This is a genomic window from Sandarakinorhabdus glacialis, from assembly GCF_014643455.1.
In the GTDB taxonomy this organism is placed as follows: domain Bacteria; phylum Pseudomonadota; class Alphaproteobacteria; order Sphingomonadales; family Sphingomonadaceae; genus Sandarakinorhabdus; species Sandarakinorhabdus glacialis.
In genome coordinates, this window is the sequence record NZ_BMJM01000001.1 from 427,397 (window position 1) to 449,535 (window position 22,139).

Below are 22,139 nucleotides of genomic sequence, written 5' to 3' on the forward strand. Positions count from 1 at the left end.
TGCGTTTTGCCCCGTAGGGCAGTCTCATTGCCGTAAGCGTGCCGCCGCGTCCAGCGCCAGCGTATAGGAAAGCGCGCCGAAGCCGCAAATGCTGCCGCGGGCGACGGGGGTGATGAAGCTGTGGTGGCGGAAGGCTTCGCGGGCGTGGGGGTTCGACAAATGGACTTCGATGACCGGCACGGGAATCGCCTTGATGGCGTCGTGGAGGGCGATCGAGGTGTGGGTGAGGGCGCCGGCGTTGAGGATGACGGCGACGACGCCGCGGCTGCCGGCCTCGTGGAGCCAGTCGACCAGATGGCCCTCGTGGTTGGATTGCCGCAGGTCGATCTCGAGGCCGAGGGCATGGGCCTGGTTCTCGAGGGCCTCGGCGATCGTGTCGAGGGTGTCGTGGCCGTAGATTTCGGGCTCGCGGGTGCCGAGGAGATTGAGGTTCGGGCCGTTGAGGACGAGGACGAGATTGCTCATTGCCGGACTATAGGGGGTTGTGGTGGGGAGTGTCACCTTCCTCGTCGGCGGGGGACACCCCACCCGGGCCGCGCAGCCGTAGGCGACGCCTTCGCGTCAACGGCGCGTCTCTCGCCTCCCCCGTTGACGCGAAGGCGTCGCCTACGGCTGAGGGGGAGGACAAGGGTTGCGGTTGATGGAGTCGGCACGCCATATGGGGCGGATGATCAATGTGACTTTGAATGGCGAGCTTCGCCGGGTGGCGCCCGGCTTGAGCGTGGCGGGATTGCTGGCTGAACTGGCAATCGATGTTTCAAAGGTGGCCGTCGAGCGGAACCTCGAGATCGTGCCGCGATCGACGTTCGGGAAGGTCGAGCTGGCCGATGGTGACCGGCTCGAGATCGTGCATTTCGTCGGCGGTGGGCAGGATGACGATTCCTGGGAGGTCGCGGGGCGGCGGTTTTCGTCGCGGCTGATCGTCGGCACCGGTAAATACAAGGATTTCGCGCAGAATGCGGCGGCGCTCGAGGCTTCGGGTGCCGAGATCGTCACCGTGGCGGTGCGGCGGGTCAATGTGACCGATCGCGGCCAGCCGATGCTGACCGACTTCATCGACCCGAAGAAGTTCACCTATCTGCCCAACACGGCGGGGTGTTTTACCGGCGACGAGGCGGTGCGGACGCTGCGGCTGGCGCGCGAGGCGGGAGGGTGGAACCTCGTCAAGCTCGAGGTGCTGGGCGAGGCGCGCACGCTGTATCCCGACATGCAGGAGACGCTGCGGGCGACCGAAGTGCTGGTGAAAGAGGGCTTCGACGTGATGGTTTATTGCGCCGATGATCCGATCGCGGCGAAGAAATTGGAAGACCTGGGGGCGTGCGCGATCATGCCGCTGGGGTCGCTGATCGGGTCGGGGCTGGGGGTGCAGAACCCGGTGACGATCCGCATGATCGTCGAGGGCGCCCGGGTGCCGGTGCTGGTCGATGCCGGCGTTGGCACGGCGTCGGATGCGGCGGCGGCGATGGAGTTGGGCTGTGCGGGGGTGTTGATGAACACCGCGATTGCCGAGGCGAAAAACCCGGTGCTGATGGCGCGGGCGATGCGGCTGGGGGTCGAGAGCGGGCGGCTGGCTTATCTGGCGGGGCGGATGCCGAAGCGGCGTTATGCCGATCCGTCGAGTCCGTTGGCGGGATTGATCTGAACTGGCTATAGTCGTTCCGGGCTTAGAATGAACGACGACAGGTGGCAGGGGGATCGCAGCGGCAGCGGGCCGTTGCCGATTTTTGCGGGGCGGATTCGCGCGGCGTTCCCGTCGATCGACGGGGGCCGTGCCGGGGCGCCATCGGTGTCCACCATGTTTCTTGCCGACCGGGTCGGGTATCTGATCAAGCAGAAAAGCATGATGCTGCTCGACCTTGGGCCGGATGTGAAGCTAGTGCAGAGCCTGGCTGGCATCGACGCCGGCGCGTTGCCGGGCGGCACGCCGCTGCACGAGAAGGTGCGGCTGGTCATCTCCGGGCTGGCCGATGTGCCGGCGGACGAAATCGGCGACGCCGGGCAGGCGGGATTCATTCAGCTCAGGCAGCAGTTGATCGCAACGCCGGCGACCGGGATCATGATGGTGACAGTGTTTGCCGGCTGGGCGGAGTCGCATGGCGCTGTCGTTGGTGGGCTGGCGATCGATGCTGCGTTGTTCGGAATGGCGGTGAACTCGATGGGAATGCTGGCGTTCGACTGGTTCGAGCGGCTGGCCGACCTGATCGGCAAGATCGGCGCGGCGGAGACACCGGCAGATGCGCAGCACTGCTCGGCGCTGCTCGCGAAGCTGATCGCCGAGATCGGATTTGCCACCTTTGCGACGCTGTTGCCGCGGGCGGCGGGCAAGCGGGTGAACCGGATGCCGGCAGGCCCGGCAGCGGCGTTGAAGACGGCGCCGCCGAAGCCGGCTGGACCAGCGGCCGCAGCGCCAGCGCCGGCGCCCGTTCCTCCACCCTTACCCGCGCCCGCGCCTGCCCCGGTACCTGTTCCTGTGCCCCCGGCCCTCGCCCCCGCTGCGGCTGCTGCTGCACCTGCTGCAGTCGCAGACGGTCTTGGCTATCCGGTTTTTGAGCCGAAGCACCTCCAGCACGCCTTCAAGCACGCCAAGGATTTTGGAGTTCTCGGCAATCAGTCGAAAAGCAAGCTTGCTGAATTCCAGGCGGCGATCGAGGCGCACATCGCGGCGCCGTCGACGGAGCGGAAAGTCGGAATTTATCGCGGTAAATCCGCTGTCCATTATTTGATCGCGAAACGGGCCTCAATATCATTCAGGCGGCGGACGGAAATTTTGAATCGGGCTGGAAGTTAAGTCCGCAGCAGATGGAGCACGTGTTGAAAACAGGGAAGCTTGGAGGCGGATGATGGACCCGGTGGAAAAATATCGGCTGCTTGTCGAACAGTTCTTGCGCAGGGAAATACCGGTTTCCAAGTTCCAGAAAACTTACCTCGAAAGTTTCAAGAACGAAGCGACAAGGTTCGAGGATCGAATATTCGAGGTGCTGGATCGGCTGTTCGGGGATGTCGATGCTTATACCGACGATGGCGAACTGCTTTCGATGTCGCCCGGACAATATATCGATGAAGTTGAATTGCGACTTTGTGCCGGCAACGCGCTGCGCGACTTTTCGCAAGCGAAACAAGGAAGGCGTTCGCGGTCGATCCCGCTGTTGGGGGGTGGGCACGGAAGCAAGTAAGTAAGTAAGCAAGTAAGTAAGTAAGCAAGTAAGTAAGCAAGTAAGTAAGTAAGCAAATACCCTCCCCCCACCCCTTCCTGGAAGCAGGGAGGGAGGAAAAGAAAGAGAGTTACGCTGCGAGGATGCGGATTATGTCGATGTAGAGGTCGCGCTTGAAAGGGACGGCGAGGTCGACGAGGCCGTCGACGCTGGCCCAGCGCCAGGCCTTGAACTCGGGGTGGGCGGTGGCGATGGCGACGTCGCTGTCCTGGCCGAGGAAGCGCATCGAATACCATTTCTGGCGCTGGCCGGCGTAGCGGCCCTTCCACAGCACGCCGACCATGTCGGCCGGCAGGTCGTAGTGATGCCAGTCGGGGGTTTCGGCGATGACTTCGACTAGATGTGGGGGGATACCGGTTTCCTCCTCGAGTTCGCGGAGCGCGGCGGTGAGGGGTTCCTCGCCCTTGTCGATGCCGCCCTGGGGCATCTGCCAGGCTTCGAGGGTCGAATCGAGGCGCTGGCCGACGAAGACCTTGCCGTGTTCGTTGAACAGCAGGACGCCGACGCCGGGGCGGTAGGGCAGGCCGGAGGGGTGGGTGCGCGGGGTGGTGGTGTCGTGGGTCATTTTTGCTCGCTTGTGGGGGTTGGAACTATTCTGGGAGCGAGACACCCCCACCCGGGCCGCGCAAGGGCGCGTCTCTCGCCTCCCCCCTCTAGGGGGAGGACAAGAGTTAGGCGGCTTCGTTGATGAGGATGCGGAGGTCGGTGAGGCAGGCGTGGAGGTCGTCCTGGGCCGAGGGGATGGCGGCGCGCAGCGTGATGCAGCCGTGGATCTGGCCGTCGGCTTCGCGGAAGATGGTGCGGACCCCGGCGGCGATGAGCTTTGCCGCATAGGCACGGCCCTGGTCGCGCAAGGGATCGAGGCCGCAGGTGAAGACCAAAGTGGCGGGCTGGCCGGCGAGGCTGGCGGCGTTGATCGGCGAGGCCCAGACATGGGTGATGTCGGCGCCTTCGGGCATATAGTGGCCGTTGAAATATTCCATGCCGGCGGCGGTGAGCAGATAGCCGTCGGCGAATTCGGCCATCGAGCCGGTCGTCGCGCTCATGTCGGTGGCGGGGTAGATCAGCCATTGCGCGAGGATCGGCGCGGCGAGGGTGCCGTGCGTTTCGAGGCTGATGGCAGCGGCGAGGTTGCCGCCGGCGCTGTCGCCGGCCGGGATGACGCCGGTGACAGGGTGGCCGATTTCGGCGGGCGAGCTAGCGACCCAGCGGGCGGCGGCGATGCAATCCTCGGTGGCTGCGGGGAAGCGGTGCTCGGGCGCGAGGCGGTAATCGACCGAGACGACGCTGATATCGAGAGTGCGGCTGATCTCGGCGCAGAGCGATTCGTAGATTTCGAGGTCGCCGATGACCCAGCCGCCGCCGTGATAGAAGACGATGACGGGGGCGGGAGTGTCTGTGAGGTTGTTGCGGTAGAGGCGTGCCGGAATGGTGTGGCCGTGGGGGCCGGGGATCGACAGGTTGCGGATTTCAGCGAGGTCGCCGCGGGGGCGCTCGGCGAACTGTGCCATGCCGGTCATCATGGCGCGGGCGTCGGTGGGGGGCATGTCCTGCATCTGCGGGCCGGGCTGGGCGGCGAGCATGGCGAGGAGGTTTTGGACGTCGGGACGGATGTAAGGCAATTTCTGGGCTCCCAAGGTTTGCTTTTGCGGGGAGTATAATGGGTGAGGACCGAGAGTCACCCACCCCCGGGCCCTCCCTTGAAAGGGAGGGGAGCAGGAAACAAGAAGTCCGCCCCCGACCCCTCCCTGGAAGTAGGGAGGGGAGCAGGAAGCAAGAAACCCGCCCCCGACCCCTCCCTAGAAGTAGGGAGGGGGAAGAAGGCTAAGTGCGGGACCAGGCGGCGACTTCGGCGGCGATCTTGTTGGCGGCGCGGTTGAGGGCGGCGGCGACGGCGGCGGGGGTCTGGTCGAAGGCGGGTTCGGCGGCTTCGAAACGGCGCAGGGTGACGGTGGCGCCGGGATTGCGCGGATAGGCGATCTGGGCGTCGTAGCGGACGCGGACCTGGGGGTTGGCGGGGTCGCTGACGTCGAGGCCGAAGACCCGCAGAGCGCCGGTCAGCTGGCGGGTGGGGGGGGTATTCGAGCTGCGGACGTCGATGACGGCGAGGCCATTGGCGGCGAGGGTGTCGGCGAGGACGCGCTGGAACTGACGGTTGGGTTGCTCGGCCCAAGTGGCGGCGGTGAGGTAGCTGACTTCGGTGGCCGAGGTGACGACCGGCACGCGCAGGGTCTGGAGAACGGCGGGGACGGCGGGGATATCGACGCTGATGGTGTCGGCAGTCTTGGCGGGGCCGTCATAGGCGCGCGGTGCGGCGGTGGCGGATAATGTGAGCAGCGACGACGGCGGCGTGCTGTTACCGCCGATCTGGACCAGCGGACCGCAGCCGGCGAGGAGGACGACCGCCAGCAGGGGGGCGAGAGCGGGGAGCTTCATTTCGCGGCTTTCGTCTTCGAGGGGTCGTATTCGGGCAGGGTGCGGCCGCCGACGAGCGCGCCGGCGGGGTCTTCGTCGAGCTTGGCGGCGATGGCACCGAGGTTGCCGGTCAGGTCGCGCAGGTCGCGGACGAGGCGGTTGGCTTCGGGCAGGGTATCGGTGGTCAGCGTGTCGAGGCCGGGTTTGGCGGCGCGGGTCAGCTCGTCGATGCGGGAGAGGCTGGACTCGGCTGCCTTGACGGCGCGTCGCAGGTCTTCGGCGAGGGGTTTTCCATCGGAGGTCAGCAGCGCGTTGGTGGTGCCGACGAGGCCGTCGACGCGCTTGAGGGTGACGGTGGCGGCGGCGAGGGTCTGGCGGGCCTCGATGACGGTCGCGGCGATTTCGGGGGCGCGATCGGCCAGCGCGTTGGTGGCGCGATCGGTGTTTTTCAGGATGTTGGCGATCGAATTGCGGTTGTTCGGATCGAGGACCTCGGCGAGGCGATCGGTGAGCTTGGAGACGTTGTTGAGCAGTTCCGGCGCATTGGCGAGAAGGGCGCCGAGGCCGCCACTGCGGGGCGGAATGACGGGGACGCCATAGGGCCCGGGGGTGGTGATGCGTTCGGCACCCTGCATGGCGCCCGACAGCGAGATCTGGCTGACGCCGGTGAAGCCGACGCCTTCGACGGCGGCGGTGGTGCCCTTGAGGACGGGGACTTCCTCGCCGACGCTGATGCGGACGCGGACGAACTGCGGGGTTTCGGGGAGGAGCTTGATCTGTTCGACCTTGCCGACGGGGACGCCGTTGAAGGCGACCGGCGACCCGACGGCGAGGCCGGTGATGGCTTCCTTGTAGAAGATGTCGAAATGCTGGTCGTTGGCGCCGGCAAAGCGGGCCAGCCAGAGTACGCCGATGAACATGGCAACGGTGATGGCGACGACCACGGCGCCGACGATGGCATAGTTGCTGCGCGTTTCCATCAGGCGGGTTCCATGGTTTTCGTTTTGCCGGCGCCGGCTGCTCTGCCCCGGGGCCCCGAAAAATATTCGCGGACCCAGGGGTGATCGAAGGTGAGGAGTTCGGGGATGGTGCCGACCGCGAGCACCTTCTTGTCGGCGAGGACGGCGACGCGGTCGCAGATGGCGTGGAGCGTATCGAGATCGTGGGTGATCAGGAATACGGTCAGGCCAAGGGTTTCCTTGAGCACCTTGATGAGCTCGTCAAAGGCGGCCGCGGAGATCGGATCGAGGCCGGCGGTGGGTTCGTCGAGGAACAGCAGCAGCGGGTCGAGCGAGAGGGCGCGGGCGAGGCCGGCGCGTTTTTTCATGCCGCCGGAAAGTTCGGAGGGGAATTTGGGACCGGCTTCGACGGGCAACCCGACCATGGTGACCTTGTAGCCGGCGAGTTCGTCCATCAGCGGTTCGGGCAGGTCGAGGAACTCGCGCATCGGGACTTCGATGTTTTCGGCAACACTGAGCGAGGAGAACAACGCGCCTTCCTGGAACATGACGCCCCAGCGGCGGCGCAGGTCCTTGGCGGCGGCGGCATCGAGGTCGCGGGTTTCCTCGCCGAAGACCTTTATGCTCCCTTCGCGGGTGGATTGCAGGCCGACGATGGCGCGCATGAGGACGGACTTGCCGGTGCCCGAGCCGCCGACGACGCCGAGGATTTCGCCCTTGCGGACGTCGAGATCGAGCTTGTCGTGGATGATTTGCTCGCCGAAGCCGGTAACGAGGCCGCGGACGCGGATGACGGCATCGTCTTCATCGAGGGTGGGGCCCAAGCCGGGCATCAATTGAAGCCGAGCGCGGAGAAGAAGACGGCGAAGAACGCATCGAGGACGATGACGACGAAGATCGATTCGACGACGGCGCGGGTGGTGCGTTCGCCGACGGATTCGGCGTTGCCGGTGACCTGCATGCCCTGGAAGCAGCCCATCATGGCGATGACGACGCCGAAGATCGGTGCCTTGATCATGCCGATGACCAAGTCGGAAAGCGGGGTAACCTCTTGCAGGCGCTGGAAGAAGGCGACGGGGGGAATGTCGAGCGAGATCCAGCAGAACAGCCCGCCGCCGAGGATGGCCATGAACGAGCCGAAAAATCCGAGCATCGACAACATGAGCCCCATGGCGATCACCCGAGGGACGACGAGGACTTCGATCGGCGACATGCCGATAGTGTGGAGGGCGTCGACTTCCTGATTAAGCTTCATCGAGCCGATCTGGGCGGCGAAGGCCGACGACGAGCGGCCGGCGACCATGATCGCGGTGAGCAGGATGCCGAGCTCGCGCATCACCGAGCGGCCGATGAGGTTGACGACGAAGACCTCGGCACCGAAGGCGCGGAGCTGGACTGCGCCCTGCTGGGCGACGACCATGCCGACCAGGAAGAGCAGCAGCCCGACGATGGGGATGGCGTTGACGCCGACCGCCTCGCATTGATGAATGAAGGCGTTCCAGCGCATCGGGCGGCGGCCGATGAGGGTCTGGCCGAGGACAATGAGGGTCTGGCCAAGGAAGGCCAGGAAATTGCCGACGTTTTCGACGGCGACGTAAAGGGCGCGGCCGATGCGGTCGAGGCGTTCGATGGCGCGATTGCCGTGGACGGCACGGATGGCTACGGGGTTGTCGTTGGCGGCGACCTGCGCGATCAGGCGGTCCGCATCGCCCGAGGCGTTTTCGATGGTGGCGGGGACGCCGGCGGCGGTCCAGTCCTGCACCAGGCGGTGGATGAGCCAGGCGCCTGAGGTGTCGATGCGGCCGATGCCCGCGAGGTCGATGGCCAAAGCCGAGCCGCCGGGAGTTATGGCGCGGAGTGGCCCGACGATGCCGGCGATATGGTCCATAGTCAGGTCGCCGCTCACGGCGAGGCGCCGGGCGGTGTTTCCACCGCCATCGTTATCGCCGCTGTCCTGGATGCTGGGCGTCGTCATGCCCTTGCATAGGTGCGGTATTGCCGCAGCCGGGGCAAGGGGCATGACGGCGACCAAACGACGGATTTGTGCGTTGGAATAACGGGCTTTCGGGAAAAAGGATCGTTTCACCTGTGCAAACGCGCGCCGTCGGGGCGGGTTCATCATGGCATTCGCGCCGGGAGACGATAGGGTGCCAAAAGCATGACGATCAGCATCTATGACATGGACCGAACCATCACGCGCAGCGGCACCTGGACGCCGTGGCTGAAGTTCTGGGCGCGGCGGGAGGCGCCGTGGCGCTTGCTGCTGGTGCCACTGCTGGCGGGGGCATTGATCGGCTATGCCGCCAGGCTGATCACCCGGGCGCGGTTGAAGGAGATCGGGCACCGGCTGTTCATGGGGCGGCGGGTCGGGCGGACGCGGCTGCTGGCGGCGGCCGATGCCTATGCCGACAAGGTGATTGCCACCAACATCTTTGCCGGCGCGCTGGCGCAGATCGCCGCCGATCGTGCCGAAGGTCAGCGGCTGGTGCTGGCGACGGCGTCGAACGAATATTATGTGCGCGCAATCGCTGCCAAGCTGGGCATCGATGACGTGATCGCGACGGCTTCGCGGTGGGACGACGACCATCTCCACCATCGGCTGGGCGGTGACAATTGTTACGGCGATATCAAGCGCGTGCTGGTCGAGGCATGGCTGGAGCGCGAGGCGCTGGCGGGCGAACCGGTGCGGTTTTATTCGGACCATGTTTCGGACCGGCCGGTGTTCGAGCTGGCCGAGGCGAGCGGCGGCGAAGCGGTTGCGGCCAACCCTTCGAAAGCGCTACGCCAGCTCGCGCAGGAACGCGGCTGGCGCATCGTCGACTGGGGGCAACCGGCGCGTTCGTTCTTCGAACGCGCCTGAGGACTTTCAGACCGTAAGCGCCGTCGCCCGGCGGCGCCGCATTGTTGCACCGGTAAGGCCAAAGCCGGCGATCAGCATTGCCCAGGTGCCGGGTTCGGGAACCGAGGCGGCGAAGGCCGAGAAGGCTTGTGCCGTCGAGAAGGTGTAGCCGGGGTTGGCGAGGACATCGACGTTGACGTTCCAGCCGATGGCATCGAGCAGGGCCAGATCGAGGCTTTCGACTGAGTCACCGACGCCGTTGCAGATATAGGGGTTCATTATGCCGCGGAAGTCGACGCAGGAGACGGCCGGGGCCTTCCAGTGCGACGCCTGCCAGCCGTCGCCGTTCACATCGCCGGTCTAGAAATAGCCGTCGTCGAAGACGGTGACGCCACCATCGATCGAGAAGTAGCTGTCGGTGCCGAAGGTCCAGTCGAGGACGCCGGGCGCCGAATAGCGGAACAAGTCAGCGCTATAGCCCCACCAGAATTCGTCAACGGGAAAACCGCCGCCGACGCTATAGTCGAAATCTTGCGCGCCGCTGAGGAAGCCGAGGGCGTGACCCATTTCGTGGATGGCGACGCCGATGAAGTCGTAGCTGCCGGCGGTGATGCCGTCGCGCGGATCGAAATCGAAATTGAAATCGCTCGAGAAGGCGATCTCACCGTCGACAACATCTCCAAAGCCGCCGACCAGTGCCTTCACATTGGCGGACGACAGGGCGATCGTATTGGCGATGGCGGTATCATCGGGTGCGATGCGCGATCCGGTTGCCGAGACGCCGTCCTGGGCCTTCGGCTCGAAATAATCGGGAACGGTGACGGTGACACCGCCGGTGGGGCTGAGCGGCGCGAAATTGGCGAGGGCCTTTGCATCGAGGGCGCTGTTGGCGCTGCCGCTGAGCAGGGACTTGTAGGTCGAGATGGGGACATAGGTGAACAGCGTGCTGCCGGTCGAACCGAGGATGCCGGCGCCGAGCGATTCGAAGCTGACGTCGAAGCGCACCGCAGCGTCGCTGGTGATGACGCTTTCCCAATAGCGCGCCGCGATGCCGAAACCCCTTTGCGCGGCGGTGCCGTTGACGCCGCCCTGGTCGATAAGCTTGATGGTAAGCGCCGATGCCGGGGCGGCGAGCGCTGCCCCGATCGTGAGGACGGAGACCATTCCGAGAAACCGAGCGCTGCGCATCAAAACCCCTTCTCAAAGCCACGCAAAAAACAACGTTTGCCAAGGTCCTGCCGGTATATGCCGCGGTCTGGTGCCGAGCCGAATCCCTACCCTTGGATGCGGATGATATGGCGCGCGCGTTCGGACGCAAGCGAATACGTCCGGAATTGACCAGAGTGTGACGATGCCCCGGCAAAGCCTGAAGATGGCGGGACCATGCATGTAAACAGGGCAATAAAAAGCGGCGCTGCCTGTTGCCGAGGCAAAGGCAGCGCCGCCATTTTAGCGCTGTAGAGATCAGGCGTTGAGCGTTATCGCCTTGGCACGGCGGCGACGCATCGAAGCGCCGGTGAGGCCAAAGCCGGCGATGAGCATTGCCCAGGTGCCGGGTTCGGGAACGGCCATTGCCGCTGCGATGAAATCGGTATGGATGAAGATCGGCACATAGCCGCTGAATTCACCCCAGCCGGAGTTGAGGCCGCCACCGAAATCGCCGAAACCGGCGCCGAAGGTCAGGCCATAGGAGTTGATCGACGACAGCTTGCCGTCGATGAAGCCCGGGCCGCCGGAATCGCCGCCGGCAATATTGACCTCGCGCTCGCCGAGACCGAGATCGGCGAAGTTGGCAGTGCCGATGGGACCAAGGCCGAGGGCGTTGGCGATCCGCGTTGCCTGGCTTTGTGCTGCCAGCCCGTTGTCGAAATCGGAGATGAAGCTGAACTCGACATCGGCGGTGCCGAAGAAATTTTCGCCGGTGGCGGGGTCGATATCGGTGAAGAAGCCCTGGAACAGCGGATTGCCCCAGGCATAGTCATAGATGTTGTCGCCTTCGCGCAGGTAGCCGGTCTGGGCGTTGGCCGGCGGCGTGTTGCCGGATGCACCGCCGACGTTCGAACGCGTGCCATAGCCGGCGACGTTGAACTGCTCGCCGGTCAGGTCAGCGGTGAACAGGTCATAGCGCTCGAACGCCCGTGATGCCGCATGTTCGAGGCGCAGGATGGCGATGTCGTTCTGGTCGATGACTTCGCCGGTATAGCCCTCGTTGACTATGTACTTGCTGACATCGATCGAATAGCCGCCCGGCTTGAAGGGGGTGCGCGCGTCGGCATTGCCATCGAAGAAATAAGCGGTGGTCGAAACCGGGTTGGGCGTGCCGGCACCGCCGCTGACGCAATGGCCGGCGGTGGCGATCGACATGCCGTCGCCGAGCAGGCTGCCCGAACAGATGAAGCGCGAGCCATTGGCATAGGTCATGATGAGGGCGACGACGCCGCTCTTGTTGGCGCTGGGCTTGTAGATGGGGTCGCCGCCGCCGGTGCCAGTGGCGGGCGGGACGGGGACGTTGGACGTCGGCGTCTGGCCGATGATGCGGCTGGCGGCGGTCCAGGTAAGGCCGTCGCGGGTGCCGCTGACCGACTTGGCGCCGGACGAGCCGATCAGCGATGGCTGACTGGAAGTTTCGAAGGCGATCGAAGTTGCGGCGGCAGGTGATGCCATCAGCGCGGTCACCGCGCCGAGACCCAGAATTGACACAGGAATATTATACTGGCGCATCTCGAACTTCCGGAAAAAGAAGCCGCCCCCGTTGGCGTGCGAGGACACGATATTTCACAATTGGTTTATTGCAACTGCGAACTGGTTAACGGGCAGTGTTTTATTGAAGGTTCGTGACATGCGCGTAACGGTGAGCCGGTGGCATTGTCAGGTCTTTCGCGGGCACGTTTGGCATTCGTGCGATTTTCGCGAGGTGGCGACGCATGATAGTGCCGAATTGCCAAATATTGGCGTCGAGCATCGCCCAACACGGTTCGAGGGCCGCGGCAATAGTGTAGCCGGATTTCGACGCAACGAAGGTCGCCTGCCCGCCATGCGGATGCTGCACGCCGATGGCTTCAGGGGCGGCAGGGCCGACGCGGTGATTCGGCCCAACCTGCGCGTGAGGCGGCAAGATCGCGCCAAACCGGGACTCGGCCGGCGTGGCGGGTTTGAAGCGTCGCCGCCGACGGCGACGACGCACCGGTCAGGCGGCGAGTTTGCGCAGCACGTAGGGCAGGATGCCGCCGGCATAGAAATATTCGAGTTCCTGCTCGGTATCGATCCGGCAACGGGTTTCGAAGCTGCCGGTGATGCCGTCGGCGCGGGTGAAGTTGACGGTGACCGTCTGGCGCGGCTTGAGCGTCGCGACACCGACGATGTCGAAGATCTCCGTACCGTCGAGACCGGCGGTCTTGCGGTCATGGCCTTCGGCGAACTGCAATGGGAGCACGCCCATGCCGACGAGGTTCGAGCGGTGGATGCGCTCGAAGCTTTCGGCGATGACGGCGCGGACGCCGAGAAGCGTCGTGCCCTTGGCGGCCCAGTCGCGCGACGAGCCTGTGCCGTATTCCTTGCCGGCGACCACGATCAGCGGGGTGCCTTCGGACTGGTAGCGCGCCGCCGCGTCGAAGATGGCGAGCTGTTCGCCCGACGGGATGTGCCTGGTCACGCCGCCCTCGACGCCGGGGACCATCTCGTTGCGGATGCGGATGTTGGCAAAGGTGCCGCGCATCATGATCTCGTGGTTGCCGCGGCGGGCGCCGTACGAGTTGAAGTCGGCTCGCGCGACCTGGCGTTCGCCGAGGTAGCGGCCGGCGGGGGAGACTTCCTTGATCGAACCGGCGGGCGAGATGTGATCGGTGGTGATCGAATCGGCGAAGATGGCGAGCGGGCGGGCGCCGTTGATGTCCTGCGTTGGCTGCGGGGTCATCGTCATGCCTTCGAAGTACGGCGGGTTCTGGACGTAGGTCGAGGACGGGTTCCACTTATAGGTGGCGCCGCCCTCGATCTTGATGCCCTGCCAGCGCTCGTCGCCGTCGAAGACATTGTCGTAGCGGGCGCGGAACATCTCGGCGGTGACCGACGACAGCACCATCGCGGCAACTTCCTGGTTGGTCGGCCAGATGTCCTTGAGGAACACCGGGCCGTTGATGCCTTCGCCGAGGCTCTCGGTGGTCAGGTCGAGGCGCATCGTGCCGGCGATCGCATAGGCGACGACGAGCGGCGGCGAGGCCAGGTAGTTGGCGCGGACGTCGGGCGAGACCCGGCCTTCGAAGTTGCGGTTGCCCGACAGCACCGAGGCGGCGACAATGTCGTTGTTGTTGATGGCGTCGCTGATCGGCTCGGGCAATGGCCCGGAGTTGCCGATGCAGGTCGTGCAGCCATAGCCGACGAGGTTGAAGCCGAGGGCGTCGAGGTCGGTCTGCAGGCCGGATTTGGCGAAATAGTCGGTGACGACCTTGGAGCCGGGGGCGAGCGAGGTCTTTACCCACGGCTTCGACTTGAGGCCGAGGGCATGGGCCTTGCGGGCGACGAGACCGGCGGCGACGAGGACGTTGGGGTTCGAGGTGTTGGTGCAGCTGGTGATCGCGGCGATGACGACGTCGCCGTGGCCGATATCGAAGTTGGCGCCGGTGACGGGCACGCGCTTGAACATCGTCTCGGTCTGCTTGTAGCCGCCTAGAAGCTCGGCTTCGAACGCGGGCTTGGCCTCCGACAGCAGGACCTTGTCCTGTGGGCGGCGCGGGCCGGCGAGGCTGGGCAGGACAGTGCCGAGATCGAGCCCGAGGGTGTCGGTGAAGACCGGATCGGGGGTGTCGGTTTCGCGCCACAGCCCCTGCGCCTGACAATAGGCCTTTACGAGCGCGATGCGTTCGTCGGTGCGGCCGGAGAGGCGCATATACGACAAAGTGGCTTCGTCGATCGGGAAGAAGCCGCAGGTGGCGCCGTATTCGGGGGCCATGTTGGCGATGGTGGCGCGATCGGCAAGGGTCAGTGCATCGAGGCCGGGGCCGTAGAATTCGACGAAGCGCCCGACGACGCCCTTGGCGCGGAGCATCTGGGTGACGGTAAGCACGAGATCGGTGGCGGTGATGCCCTCGGCCATGTTGCCTTCGAGCTTAAAGCCGACGACTTCGGGGATGAGCATCGAGACCGGCTGGCCGAGCATCGCTGCTTCGGCCTCGATGCCGCCGACGCCCCAGCCGAGCACGCCGAGGCCGTTGATCATCGTGGTGTGGCTGTCAGTGCCGACGACGGTATCCGGATAGGCAATGGTTTCGCCGCTCTCGTCTTCGGAGGTCCAGACTGCCTGGGCGAGATATTCGAGATTGACCTGGTGGCAGATGCCGGTGCCTGGCGGGACGACGCGGAAGCCCTTGAGCGCCGACGACCCCCAACGCAGGAATTCGTAGCGCTCGATGTTGCGGGCGTATTCGAGGTCCATATTGTCCTCGTACGCAGTAGCATTGCCGAATTCGTCGACCATGACGCTGTGATCGATGACGAGATCGACGGGGACTTGCGGGTTGATCTTTTGCGGGTCGCCGCCGAGCTTGGTCATCGCGTCGCGCATGGCGGCGAGATCGACGACGCAGGGGACGCCGGTGAAATCCTGCATGAGGACGCGGGCGGGGCGATAGTTGATCTCGTGGTCGGACTTGCCGGTGGCCAGCCAGGCGACGAGGGCCTTCAAATCGTCGACTTTGACGGTGGTGCCGTCTTCGAAACGCAGCAGGTTTTCGAACAGGACCTTCATCGAATAAGGTAGCCGGCTGATATCGCCGAGTGCTGCGGCAGCGGCATCGAGGCTGAAGTAGCTGTAGGACTTGCCACCGACATCGAGGGTGCGGCGGGTTTTCAGGCTGTCTTGTCCGATGGCAGTCATGGCATCTGGTCCTTCACGAATCCGGTTTGAGGGCGGTCTAGCGCAAGGGGGCGGGCGCGGGAAGGGTGGCGGCGCGGGCACGTGCCCGTGTTTGGCACGTCGGCGGCGAGCGCCGGCGATGGACGGCAGCCAGCAAAAAGGGCGCTGCCGGCAATCCGGCAGCGCCCTTTTTTCAGTCGTTCACGGGAGGTCAGGCAGCAAGCGTTGCTTTCGAGCGCTTGCGCATCGCGGCACCGACAAGACCGAAGCCGGCGATCAGCATTGCCCAGCTCCGTGGCTCGGGAACCGAACCGGCGACGTTGATAACGATCAGGCCATTGGCATCGAGCCCGGCGAGGTTGACGCGCACGGTGTTGTCATCGAACGATATGCGTGAGGCATCGAAGCCGGCATAGCTGGTTGCGCTGTTTATCGACACAGAGAAGGGCGAAGCGACGCTATATGTGTCGAAAAGAACGAAACCGTTGAAGTCCGCTGGCGACCAGGTGCAACGAGCGCCGCAAAATACATTGATGGTGAAGGTCGTGGCGCCGACCGAAATATCGGCGAGGCCGTAATAACTGAGCGGCGCGGTGGTGCCGACGGTGTAGTTGGCCGGACCAAAATCGAATGATCCCAACTCGGGAAACTCATGCGCAACCTGGACGGTAAGGCCAGTCAGCGAAACCGCAGATGCCGGCGCTGCAAACGTGGCAACGGCGAGCGTGACGGCCGCAAGCAGTGAAAAACGATCGATCATTTGGAGTACCCCTGCGAATTTTTTTGCGTGGGGTTTCCTGAACCTCATGCAAATCCACCAATGCAAAACTTGTGCCAATCGCCGCATCTTGTCATTACAGGGGCTTAACGAACGGGTGCCATTGTGTATGTAAGGCTTACCTACACTTAACGCAGGATTTTGGCGGGCCGGTTGCAGATCGATCGATCTGCGATGAATGTCTTGTTACGGTTGCCGTGCCGCGGCCAAGTCGCCATATCTGTCGCATGTCGTCTCCTGAAATCGATGCGTTGACGCAGGCACTGGCGCGGCTGCCGGGCCTTGGCCCGCGATCGGCACGGCGTGCGGTGCTGCACCTCATCAAGAAGCGTGAGACGGCGCTGGTGCCGCTGGTGGCGGCGTTGCAGGCGGTCGAGCGCAATCTGGTGACGTGCGCGGTGTGCGGCAATGTCGATACCCGCGATCCGTGCGGGGTGTGCACCGACCCGCGGCGGGACACGGCGTCATTGTGCGTGGTCGAGGAAGTGGCGGATTTGTGGGCGCTGGACCGGGCGCGGTTGTTTGCCGGGCGGTATCATGTGCTGGGCGGGCGGTTGTCGGCACTGGATGGCGTGCGGCCGGAGGATTTGGCGGTCGATGCGCTGGTGGCGCGGATCGCCGAGGGCGGTTTTGCCGAGGTCGTGCTGGCGATGAATGCGACGCTCGAGGGGCAGACGACGATGCATTATGTCGCAGAGCGGCTGGCCGGGTCGGGGGTGCGGGTGATGCAACTGGCGCAGGGTCTGCCGGTGGGGGGCGAGCTGGATTATCTGGATGAGGGGACGTTGGCGCTGGCGCTTAGGGCGCGGCGGTTGGTGGAGTAGGGGCCGTTTTGTTGGATGGGGACCCCCACCCCGCTCACGCAAGAGCGTGAGTCGCTCTCCCCGCAGGGGGGAGGGAGTTTCTTGATTTTTTGGGGTGGAATCACTAGCTGAGCGGCTATGGCTATTCTTGAGATCATTGAAACTCCCGATCCGCGGTTGCGGGTTATTTCCACGCCGGTGGCGAGTGTTACCGATGCGCACCGCACGCTAATCGCCGACATGTTCGAGACGATGTACGATGCGCCGGGCATTGGGCTGGCGGCGGTGCAGGTCGGGGTGGCGGAGCGGATCCTGGTCATCGACTTGCAGCGGCCGGCGGACGACACCGATCCGGACGCCGATCCCAAGGACGTCAAGTACGTCAACGAGCCGCGGGTGTTCATCAATCCCGAGATCGTCTGGGAGTCGGACGAGCTGACAGTCTATAACGAGGGCTGCCTTTCGGTGCCCGAACTGTTCGCCGATGTCGACCGGCCGTCGCGGGTGCGGGCGAAATGGCTCGACGAGACCGGCGCGGCGCATGAGCAGGAATTGGATGGCATGCTGGCGACGTGCCTCCAGCACGAGATGGACCATCTCGAGGGGGTGTTGTTTATCGATCATCTGTCGAAGCTGAAGCGCGACATGATGTTGAAGAAGCTGGAGAAGCTGCGACGGGCGAAGGCGGCTTAGGACGGCTTTGATCGACAGAGGGACCCTCCCCCGACCCCTCCCTTGAAGAAGGGAGGGGGGAAGTGAGACAGAGCAGAGTCACCCGCCCCCAGCCCCTCCCTTAAGAAAGGGAGGGGAGCCAGTAAGCTACTCCGTTTTCGGCGGGTGGGCTTTGGTCCAGCGGGCGTCGACACGGGCTTGCAGGTTTTTCTCGCCACGGGCGACCAGGGTGATGCCTTCGAGGGTGGGGACGTCGCTGCCGATCAGGCGGGTGCGCCAGCCATGGCCGATGTCGTAGATCGCGGTGTCGGTGCGTTCAGTGCCGTCGTCGAGATAGGTGGTGACGATGGCGACCGGCAGGCGGCGGGACTTGCGGTCGTCGCCGAGGGCGCTGCGCAGGCCGGCGGCGAACCAGCCGGTTTCGAGGCGGGAATTGCCGACGGTGTCGACCGGGTCGGCGCCGAATGCGGTCGGGAAGCTGATGGTCTGGGTCTGGATGACGCGGTCGCTGCTCGACGTGGCGAGGCGCAGGGTTTCGCCTTCGTCGGTGACGCTGGCGGTGAGGACGAGGGGCGCGACGCGGACGGGCGCAGACTTTTGCTCGGCGGCGACGGCGCGTTCGGCCTCGCGCTGCTGGTGGGAATCCCACAGGCTGGCGGCCGAAATGCCGAGCGCGACGATGCCGATGGTTTCACCGAGGGTGATCCAGCGGCGGCGGCGTTTGGCGGCGGCTTGCGGCGTGTCAGGCTGGTCGGTCATTGGCCGCGGAGTGCCAGTGCGGCGAGGGCCATAGCGGCGACGTGTTCGGGCGGCTTGACGGTGGAGGGGTCTTCGCCGGGGAAGGCGCGGGCGCGCATCGCGGTGCGGGTGCCGCCGGGATCGACGATGTGGGTGCGGATTTCGGAGACGGTGGCAGTCTCGGCACCATAGGTGGCGATGAGGTTTTCGAGGCCGGCTTTCGACGCGGCATAGGCGCCCCAATAGGCACGCGGCTTGGCGGCGACCGACGAGGTGAGGGCGACGACATCGGCGGCGGGACTGGCGCGGAGCCAGGGGTCGAAGGCGCGGATGAGGTGGAAATTGGCGGTCAGGTTAAGGGCGATGACCTTGTCCCATTCGGCGGGGACCTGGTGGGTGACGGGGCCGAGGGTGCCGAGCATGCCGGCGTTGAGGACGAGGACGTCGAGATGGCCCCAGCGGGCGCCGATCGCTGCGGCGAGGCGGTCGATGGCGTCGGAGTCGACGAGGTCGAAGGGGGCGATGGTGGCGGTGCCGCCGGCGTCGTGGATCTTGCCCTCGGTGATGGCGAGGTCTTTTTCGGTGCGACCGGTGAGGATGAGGTGGTGGCCGGTGGCGGCGAGCGCGAGCGCGATGGCGGCGCCGATGCCGCGGCTGGCGCCGGTTACCAGGGCGATCTTTTGGTTGGTTGGGTCGGTCATGGGGGCGAGGTAGCCTGCGCTCTCCTCCCTTTCAAGGGAGGGGCTGGAGTTGGGTGACTCTGGCGGGAGGTGGGGCTGCGTCGCAGAGTCACCCACCCCCGACCCCTCCCTTGAAGAAGGGAGGGGGGAAGGAAGTTAGATTACCCGCTCGGCGAGCAGGCTGAGCTGGTCGGGGACTTCGATGTCTTCCTGGTCGGTCAGGCGGGTGGGGTAGTCGCCGGTGAAGCAGGCGTCGCAATGCTGGGGGGCGTTGTCGTTGCGCATTTCCTCGCCGAGCGCGCGGTAAAGGCCGTCGATCGACAGGAAAGCGAGGCTGTCGACCTTGATATAGTCGCGCATCCGCTCGACATCCATTTGCGCTGCCAGCAGTTTGGAGCGTTCGGGGGTGTCGACGCCGTAATAGCAGCTGTGGCGGGTCGGCGGGCTGGCGATCCGCATATGGACCTCCTCGGCGCCGGCTTCGCGGAGCATCTGGACGATCTTGAGCGAAGTCGTGCCGCGGACGATCGAATCATCGATGAGGACGATGCGCTTGCCGGTGATCATGGCGCGATTGGCGTTGTGCTTGAGCTTGACGCCGAGGTTGCGAATCTGGTCGCCGGGCTGGATGAAGGTGCGGCCGACATAATGCGAGCGGATGATGCCGAGTTCGAAGGGCAGGCCCGATTCCTGGGCATAGCCGATGGCGGCGGGGGTGCCCGAATCGGGGACGGGAACGACCATGTCGGCGATCACCGGGCTCTCGCGGGCGAGCTCGACGCCGATCTTCTTGCGAACCTGATATACGCTGCTGCCGTCGACGACCGAATCGGGACGGCTGAAATAAACATGCTCGAAGATACACGGGCGCGGGCGCTGGGTCTCGAAGGGGCGCAGCGAGCGCAGGCCGCGCGGGCTGATGATAATGAGCTCGCCGGGCTCGACGGCGCGCAGGAAAGTGGCACCGACGACATCGAGTGCGACGGTTTCCGACGCGAGGATATACGCGTCGCCAAGGCGGCCGAGCACCAATGGCCGGATGCCGAGCGGATCGCGGCAGGCGAGCATGCCCTCCGGGGTCAGGCAAAGCAGGCTATAGGCGCCCTCGACGCGCTTCAATGCATCGATGAAGCGATCGAGCAGGGTGCGGTACGACGAGGTGGCGACGAGGTGGATGATGACCTCGGTATCGCTGGTCGACTGGAAGATCGAGCCGCGCCGGACGAGATCGCGGCGCATTGTGGCAGCGTTGGAGATGTTGCCGTTGTGCGCGATGGCGAAACCGCCCGAGGACAGCTCGGCGAACAGCGGCTGGACGTTGCGCAAGGCCGTCTCGCCGGTGGTGCTGTAGCGGTTGTGGCCGATGGCGACATCGCCCTTCAGCTTGCGGATGACTTCGTCGCTGTCGAAATTTCCGGCGACGTGCCCCATGGCGCGGTGGGTGTGGAAATCCTTGCCGTCCCAGGTGGTGATGCCGGCGGCTTCCTGGCCGCGGTGCTGGAGCGCATGGAGACCGAGGGCGGTGAGCGCCGCGGCTCCATCGGCGCCATAGACGCCGAAAACGCCGCATTCCTCGTGGAGATGGTCGTCCTCCCACGGGTCGGTGGTCATCATGCTTGTCATTGGAATGGGAGCCTCGCCAGCGCCTTGCCTTCGCGGCATATAGGGAGTGACGGCGGACTTGTCGCCCCCATAAGCGAAGCGGAACTGTCATATGAGCGATGCGCGTGAAACATCGTTAGAGTCTGGGCTGGGGCTGAATCCGCGCTGGGATGCGCATGGATTGATCACCGCGGTGGCGACCGATGTGGCCAGCGGCGAGGTGCTGATGGTGGCGCATATGAACGCCGATGCCCTGGCGGCGACGCTCGCGACGGGGGAAGCACATTATTGGAGCCGGTCGCGGCAGGAGCTTTGGCACAAGGGCGCGACATCGGGGTCGACGCAGCGGGTGATCGAGATGCGGATCGATTGCGACCAGGATGCGGTGTGGATGAAGGTCGAACCAGCGGGCCCGGCTTGTCATACGGGGGAGCGGTCTTGCTTTTACCGGGTGGTTGGGGCGAACGGTTTGGTGCGGGATAGCGGCGCGTGACTGTGTTGCTGGCGGGCGCGACGGGGATGGTCGGGTCGCGGGTGTTGGCGCGATTGCTGGCGGCCCGGGTCTCGGTAGTGCCGGTGGGGCGGCGCGCGACGGGGATTGCCGGCGAGGTGGTGGCGGATTTCGCGGCATTGCCCGAGCTGCCGGCGGCCGAGGTGGCGATTTGCGCGCTGGGGACGACGATCCGGGCGGCGGGGAGTGAGGCGGCGTTTCGAGCGGTCGATCATGATGCGGTGCTGGCGTTTGCTCGCGCGGCGAAGGCAGCGGGGGCGTCGCGGTTCATCCTGGTGTCGTCGGTGGGGGCGGATGCCGGGTCGCGGGTGTTTTATTCGCGGGTGAAGGGTGAGGTCGAGGCGGCGCTGGGGGCGATGGGGTTCGCGCGGCTCGATATCGTCCAGCCGGGGCTGATCCTTGGGCCGAGGGCCGAGCGGCGGCCGGCGGAGGCGTTTTTCCAGCGGTTGATGCCGGTATTGAACCCGCTGTTGGTGTGCGGCTTGGCGCGCTATGGCGCAGTCTCGGCGGGTGACATCGCGCGCGCTATCGTGAAGCTTTCGGTCCGCGTCGTGCCGGGGCGTTTCGTTCACCACAACCGTGCGATCCGCGCGCTGGCCGCTTGACCCTTACGTTAACGTCAACTAGTATTTTTGCATGTCGGAATCCGCGCACGTTTTTGCTGTCATCAAGGGGTCGCAGCTCGATGATGCGGCGGCGAGCTTCACCATTACCGAGCTGGCCCTGACCTTCAACGTAACGCCGCGGGCGATCCGTTTCTATGAGGACCAGGGCCTGATTGCGCCCGAGCGGCACGGGCAGAACCGGGTCTATTCGCGGCGGGATCGCGCCCGGCTGGCGTGGATCTTGCGCGCCAAGAATGTCGGGTTTTCGCTCGCCGAGATCCGCGAGATGATCGACCTTTACGACCTTGACGACAATCGTTCGACCCAGCGGCGTGTGACGCTCGACAAGTGCCGGGCGCGGATCCAGGCGCTGGCGGAACAGCGTGCCGATATCGATGCGACGATCGAGGAGCTCGAGAGCTTTTGTGCGGTCGTCGAGACGGTGACTCCGAAGGTCGCCAACCAGTAAACTTGCTT

Annotated in this window: 24 protein-coding genes and 2 pseudogenes; 9 read left to right on the forward strand and 17 right to left on the reverse strand. The window is 65.1% G+C overall.

Annotated features, from left to right (window positions below; translation table 11 throughout):
- Nucleotides 1-24: 24 nt before the first annotated feature.
- Nucleotides 25-465: a type II 3-dehydroquinate dehydratase gene (aroQ, locus tag IEW98_RS02105; RefSeq protein WP_188761249.1), complete on the reverse strand. Its 441-nt coding sequence runs from the start codon at nt 463-465 to the stop codon at nt 25-27.
- Between the two features lie 202 nt (nt 466-667).
- Between aroQ and thiS the strand changes: the two genes are divergently transcribed.
- From thiS to IEW98_RS02125, 3 genes are read left to right on the forward strand one after another with little or no spacing between them, the layout of a single operon-like run.
- Nucleotides 668-1,642 (forward strand): sulfur carrier protein ThiS, encoded by a 975-nt coding sequence (gene thiS, locus IEW98_RS02110; protein ID WP_279380329.1) that lies wholly within the window; start codon nt 668-670, stop codon nt 1,640-1,642.
- Nucleotides 1,643-1,669: 27 nt separating this feature from the next.
- The gene (locus tag IEW98_RS16095) at nt 1,670-2,788 is read left to right on the forward strand and encodes a colicin D domain-containing protein (protein ID WP_207792479.1); all 1,119 of its coding nucleotides are present in this window, start codon (nt 1,670-1,672) and stop codon (nt 2,786-2,788) included.
- A 49-nt stretch (nt 2,789-2,837) separates the two neighbouring features.
- Nucleotides 2,838-3,173: a colicin immunity domain-containing protein gene (locus tag IEW98_RS02125; protein WP_188761251.1), complete on the forward strand. Its 336-nt coding sequence runs from the start codon at nt 2,838-2,840 to the stop codon at nt 3,171-3,173.
- Between the two features lie 109 nt (nt 3,174-3,282).
- Here IEW98_RS02125 and IEW98_RS02130 read toward each other — a convergent pair whose 3' ends face one another.
- From IEW98_RS02130 to IEW98_RS02155, 6 genes are all read right to left on the reverse strand, one after another.
- Nucleotides 3,283-3,777, reverse strand: a complete 495-nt coding sequence (locus IEW98_RS02130) for an RNA pyrophosphohydrolase (protein ID WP_188761252.1) — start codon at nt 3,775-3,777, stop codon at nt 3,283-3,285.
- A gap of 106 nt (nt 3,778-3,883) precedes the next feature.
- Nucleotides 3,884-4,834, reverse strand: coding sequence for an alpha/beta hydrolase (locus IEW98_RS02135; RefSeq protein ID WP_243450505.1), 951 nt, complete (start codon nt 4,832-4,834; stop codon nt 3,884-3,886).
- A 202-nt stretch (nt 4,835-5,036) separates the two neighbouring features.
- A complete protein-coding gene (locus tag IEW98_RS02140; protein WP_188761253.1) occupies nt 5,037-5,648 on the reverse strand; it encodes an ABC-type transport auxiliary lipoprotein family protein in 612 nt (203 codons plus the stop codon).
- Complete coding sequence (locus IEW98_RS02145) at nt 5,645-6,607, reverse strand: MlaD family protein (RefSeq protein ID WP_188761254.1); 963 nt, start codon at nt 6,605-6,607, stop codon at nt 5,645-5,647. The genes IEW98_RS02140 and IEW98_RS02145 overlap by 4 nt, the downstream gene beginning before the upstream one ends.
- Nucleotides 6,607-7,419, reverse strand: coding sequence for an ABC transporter ATP-binding protein (locus IEW98_RS02150; protein ID WP_188761255.1), 813 nt, complete (start codon nt 7,417-7,419; stop codon nt 6,607-6,609). The genes IEW98_RS02145 and IEW98_RS02150 overlap by 1 nt, the downstream gene beginning before the upstream one ends.
- A complete protein-coding gene (locus IEW98_RS02155) occupies nt 7,419-8,561 on the reverse strand; it encodes an ABC transporter permease (protein WP_188761256.1) in 1,143 nt (380 codons plus the stop codon). Before IEW98_RS02155 ends, IEW98_RS02150 begins: the two co-directional genes overlap by 1 nt.
- 183 nt (nt 8,562-8,744) lie before the next feature.
- Here IEW98_RS02155 and IEW98_RS02160 point away from each other — a divergent pair, with 183 nt between their 5' ends.
- Nucleotides 8,745-9,446, forward strand: coding sequence for an HAD family hydrolase (locus tag IEW98_RS02160; RefSeq protein ID WP_188761257.1), 702 nt, complete (start codon nt 8,745-8,747; stop codon nt 9,444-9,446).
- Nucleotides 9,447-9,452: 6 nt separating this feature from the next.
- On the opposite strand, the gene IEW98_RS16305 is transcribed toward IEW98_RS02160, so the two are convergent.
- From IEW98_RS16305 to IEW98_RS02185, 7 genes and pseudogenes are all read right to left on the reverse strand, one after another.
- Nucleotides 9,453-9,776 carry a PEPxxWA-CTERM sorting domain-containing protein gene (locus IEW98_RS16305; RefSeq protein ID WP_243450506.1) on the reverse strand — a complete coding sequence of 108 codons (324 nt, stop codon included), beginning with the start codon at nt 9,774-9,776 and terminating at the stop codon, nt 9,453-9,455.
- A 9-nt stretch (nt 9,777-9,785) separates the two neighbouring features.
- Entirely contained in the window at nt 9,786-10,613 is an 828-nt protein-coding gene (locus IEW98_RS02165; protein ID WP_243450507.1) for an NF038122 family metalloprotease, read from the reverse strand.
- A gap of 276 nt (nt 10,614-10,889) precedes the next feature.
- Nucleotides 10,890-10,997: pseudogene (locus IEW98_RS16870) on the reverse strand (PEPxxWA-CTERM sorting domain-containing protein); the annotation flags it as partial.
- Nucleotides 10,998-11,486: 489 nt separating this feature from the next.
- Nucleotides 11,487-12,146, reverse strand: a pseudogene (locus IEW98_RS16875) (trypsin-like serine peptidase); the annotation flags it as partial.
- Between the two features lie 100 nt (nt 12,147-12,246).
- Nucleotides 12,247-12,609 (reverse strand): hypothetical protein, encoded by a 363-nt coding sequence (locus IEW98_RS02175; RefSeq protein WP_188761259.1) that lies wholly within the window; start codon nt 12,607-12,609, stop codon nt 12,247-12,249.
- A gap of 3 nt (nt 12,610-12,612) precedes the next feature.
- Entirely contained in the window at nt 12,613-15,294 is a 2,682-nt protein-coding gene (acnA, locus tag IEW98_RS02180; RefSeq protein ID WP_188761260.1) for an aconitate hydratase AcnA, read from the reverse strand.
- Nucleotides 15,295-15,484: 190 nt separating this feature from the next.
- The gene (locus IEW98_RS02185; RefSeq protein ID WP_188761261.1) at nt 15,485-16,111 is read right to left on the reverse strand and encodes a PEPxxWA-CTERM sorting domain-containing protein; all 627 of its coding nucleotides are present in this window, start codon (nt 16,109-16,111) and stop codon (nt 15,485-15,487) included.
- Between the two features lie 167 nt (nt 16,112-16,278).
- Here IEW98_RS02185 and recR point away from each other — a divergent pair, with 167 nt between their 5' ends.
- Both recR and def read left to right on the forward strand, forming a co-directional pair.
- Entirely contained in the window at nt 16,279-16,875 is a 597-nt protein-coding gene (gene recR, locus IEW98_RS02190) for a recombination mediator RecR (RefSeq protein ID WP_188761262.1), read from the forward strand.
- A gap of 117 nt (nt 16,876-16,992) precedes the next feature.
- Nucleotides 16,993-17,547 carry a peptide deformylase gene (def, locus tag IEW98_RS02195; RefSeq protein WP_188761263.1) on the forward strand — a complete coding sequence of 185 codons (555 nt, stop codon included), beginning with the start codon at nt 16,993-16,995 and terminating at the stop codon, nt 17,545-17,547.
- Between the two features lie 126 nt (nt 17,548-17,673).
- Here def and IEW98_RS02200 read toward each other — a convergent pair whose 3' ends face one another.
- The 3 genes from IEW98_RS02200 to purF form a co-directional block, all read right to left on the reverse strand.
- Complete coding sequence (locus IEW98_RS02200; protein ID WP_188761264.1) at nt 17,674-18,285, reverse strand: flagellar basal body-associated FliL family protein; 612 nt, start codon at nt 18,283-18,285, stop codon at nt 17,674-17,676.
- Nucleotides 18,282-18,965, reverse strand: a complete 684-nt coding sequence (locus IEW98_RS02205; RefSeq protein ID WP_188761265.1) for an SDR family NAD(P)-dependent oxidoreductase — start codon at nt 18,963-18,965, stop codon at nt 18,282-18,284. Before IEW98_RS02205 ends, IEW98_RS02200 begins: the two co-directional genes overlap by 4 nt.
- A gap of 135 nt (nt 18,966-19,100) precedes the next feature.
- On the reverse strand, nt 19,101-20,558 hold the full coding sequence (gene purF, locus IEW98_RS02210) for an amidophosphoribosyltransferase (RefSeq protein ID WP_188761266.1): 1,458 nt from the start codon (nt 20,556-20,558) through the stop codon (nt 19,101-19,103).
- A gap of 100 nt (nt 20,559-20,658) precedes the next feature.
- On the opposite strand from purF, the gene hisI reads away from it, so the two are divergent.
- The 3 genes from hisI to IEW98_RS02225 are packed head-to-tail and all read left to right on the forward strand — an operon-like array spanning nt 20,659 to nt 22,131.
- Complete coding sequence (gene hisI / locus IEW98_RS02215) at nt 20,659-21,039, forward strand: phosphoribosyl-AMP cyclohydrolase (RefSeq protein WP_188761267.1); 381 nt, start codon at nt 20,659-20,661, stop codon at nt 21,037-21,039.
- The gene (locus tag IEW98_RS02220; protein ID WP_207792480.1) at nt 21,036-21,662 is read left to right on the forward strand and encodes an NAD-dependent epimerase/dehydratase family protein; all 627 of its coding nucleotides are present in this window, start codon (nt 21,036-21,038) and stop codon (nt 21,660-21,662) included. Before hisI ends, IEW98_RS02220 begins: the two co-directional genes overlap by 4 nt.
- 31 nt (nt 21,663-21,693) lie before the next feature.
- Nucleotides 21,694-22,131 carry a MerR family transcriptional regulator gene (locus IEW98_RS02225; protein ID WP_188761268.1) on the forward strand — a complete coding sequence of 146 codons (438 nt, stop codon included), beginning with the start codon at nt 21,694-21,696 and terminating at the stop codon, nt 22,129-22,131.
- The last annotated feature ends 8 nt before the right edge of the window (nt 22,132-22,139 follow it).

Bases quoted from the DNA above. Each gene is read 5' to 3' on its own strand.
- IEW98_RS02225 (WP_188761268.1), top strand. From the start codon at position 21,694: ATGTCGGAATCCGCGCACGTTTTTGCTGTCATCAAGGGGTCGCAGCTC.
- IEW98_RS02200 (WP_188761264.1), bottom strand. From the start codon at position 18,285: ATGACCGACCAGCCTGACACGCCGCAAGCCGCCGCCAAACGCCGCCGC.
- IEW98_RS02165 (WP_243450507.1), bottom strand. From the start codon at position 10,613: ATGCGCAGCGCTCGGTTTCTCGGAATGGTCTCCGTCCTCACGATCGGG.
- IEW98_RS02160 (WP_188761257.1), top strand. From the start codon at position 8,745: ATGACGATCAGCATCTATGACATGGACCGAACCATCACGCGCAGCGGC.
- IEW98_RS02140 (WP_188761253.1), bottom strand. From the start codon at position 5,648: ATGAAGCTCCCCGCTCTCGCCCCCCTGCTGGCGGTCGTCCTCCTCGCC.
- IEW98_RS02150 (WP_188761255.1), bottom strand. From the start codon at position 7,419: ATGCCCGGCTTGGGCCCCACCCTCGATGAAGACGATGCCGTCATCCGC.
- def (WP_188761263.1), top strand. From the start codon at position 16,993: ATGGCTATTCTTGAGATCATTGAAACTCCCGATCCGCGGTTGCGGGTT.
- hisI (WP_188761267.1), top strand. From the start codon at position 20,659: ATGAGCGATGCGCGTGAAACATCGTTAGAGTCTGGGCTGGGGCTGAAT.
- IEW98_RS16095 (WP_207792479.1), top strand. From the start codon at position 1,670: ATGAACGACGACAGGTGGCAGGGGGATCGCAGCGGCAGCGGGCCGTTG.
- IEW98_RS02155 (WP_188761256.1), bottom strand. From the start codon at position 8,561: ATGACGACGCCCAGCATCCAGGACAGCGGCGATAACGATGGCGGTGGA.
- acnA (WP_188761260.1), bottom strand. From the start codon at position 15,294: ATGACTGCCATCGGACAAGACAGCCTGAAAACCCGCCGCACCCTCGAT.
- IEW98_RS02205 (WP_188761265.1), bottom strand. From the start codon at position 18,965: ATGACCGACCCAACCAACCAAAAGATCGCCCTGGTAACCGGCGCCAGC.
- thiS (WP_279380329.1), top strand. From the start codon at position 668: ATGATCAATGTGACTTTGAATGGCGAGCTTCGCCGGGTGGCGCCCGGC.
- IEW98_RS02145 (WP_188761254.1), bottom strand. From the start codon at position 6,607: ATGGAAACGCGCAGCAACTATGCCATCGTCGGCGCCGTGGTCGTCGCC.
- IEW98_RS02130 (WP_188761252.1), bottom strand. From the start codon at position 3,777: ATGACCCACGACACCACCACCCCGCGCACCCACCCCTCCGGCCTGCCC.
- aroQ (WP_188761249.1), bottom strand. From the start codon at position 465: ATGAGCAATCTCGTCCTCGTCCTCAACGGCCCGAACCTCAATCTCCTC.
- purF (WP_188761266.1), bottom strand. From the start codon at position 20,558: ATGATGACCACCGACCCGTGGGAGGACGACCATCTCCACGAGGAATGC.
- recR (WP_188761262.1), top strand. From the start codon at position 16,279: ATGTCGTCTCCTGAAATCGATGCGTTGACGCAGGCACTGGCGCGGCTG.
- IEW98_RS02125 (WP_188761251.1), top strand. From the start codon at position 2,838: ATGATGGACCCGGTGGAAAAATATCGGCTGCTTGTCGAACAGTTCTTG.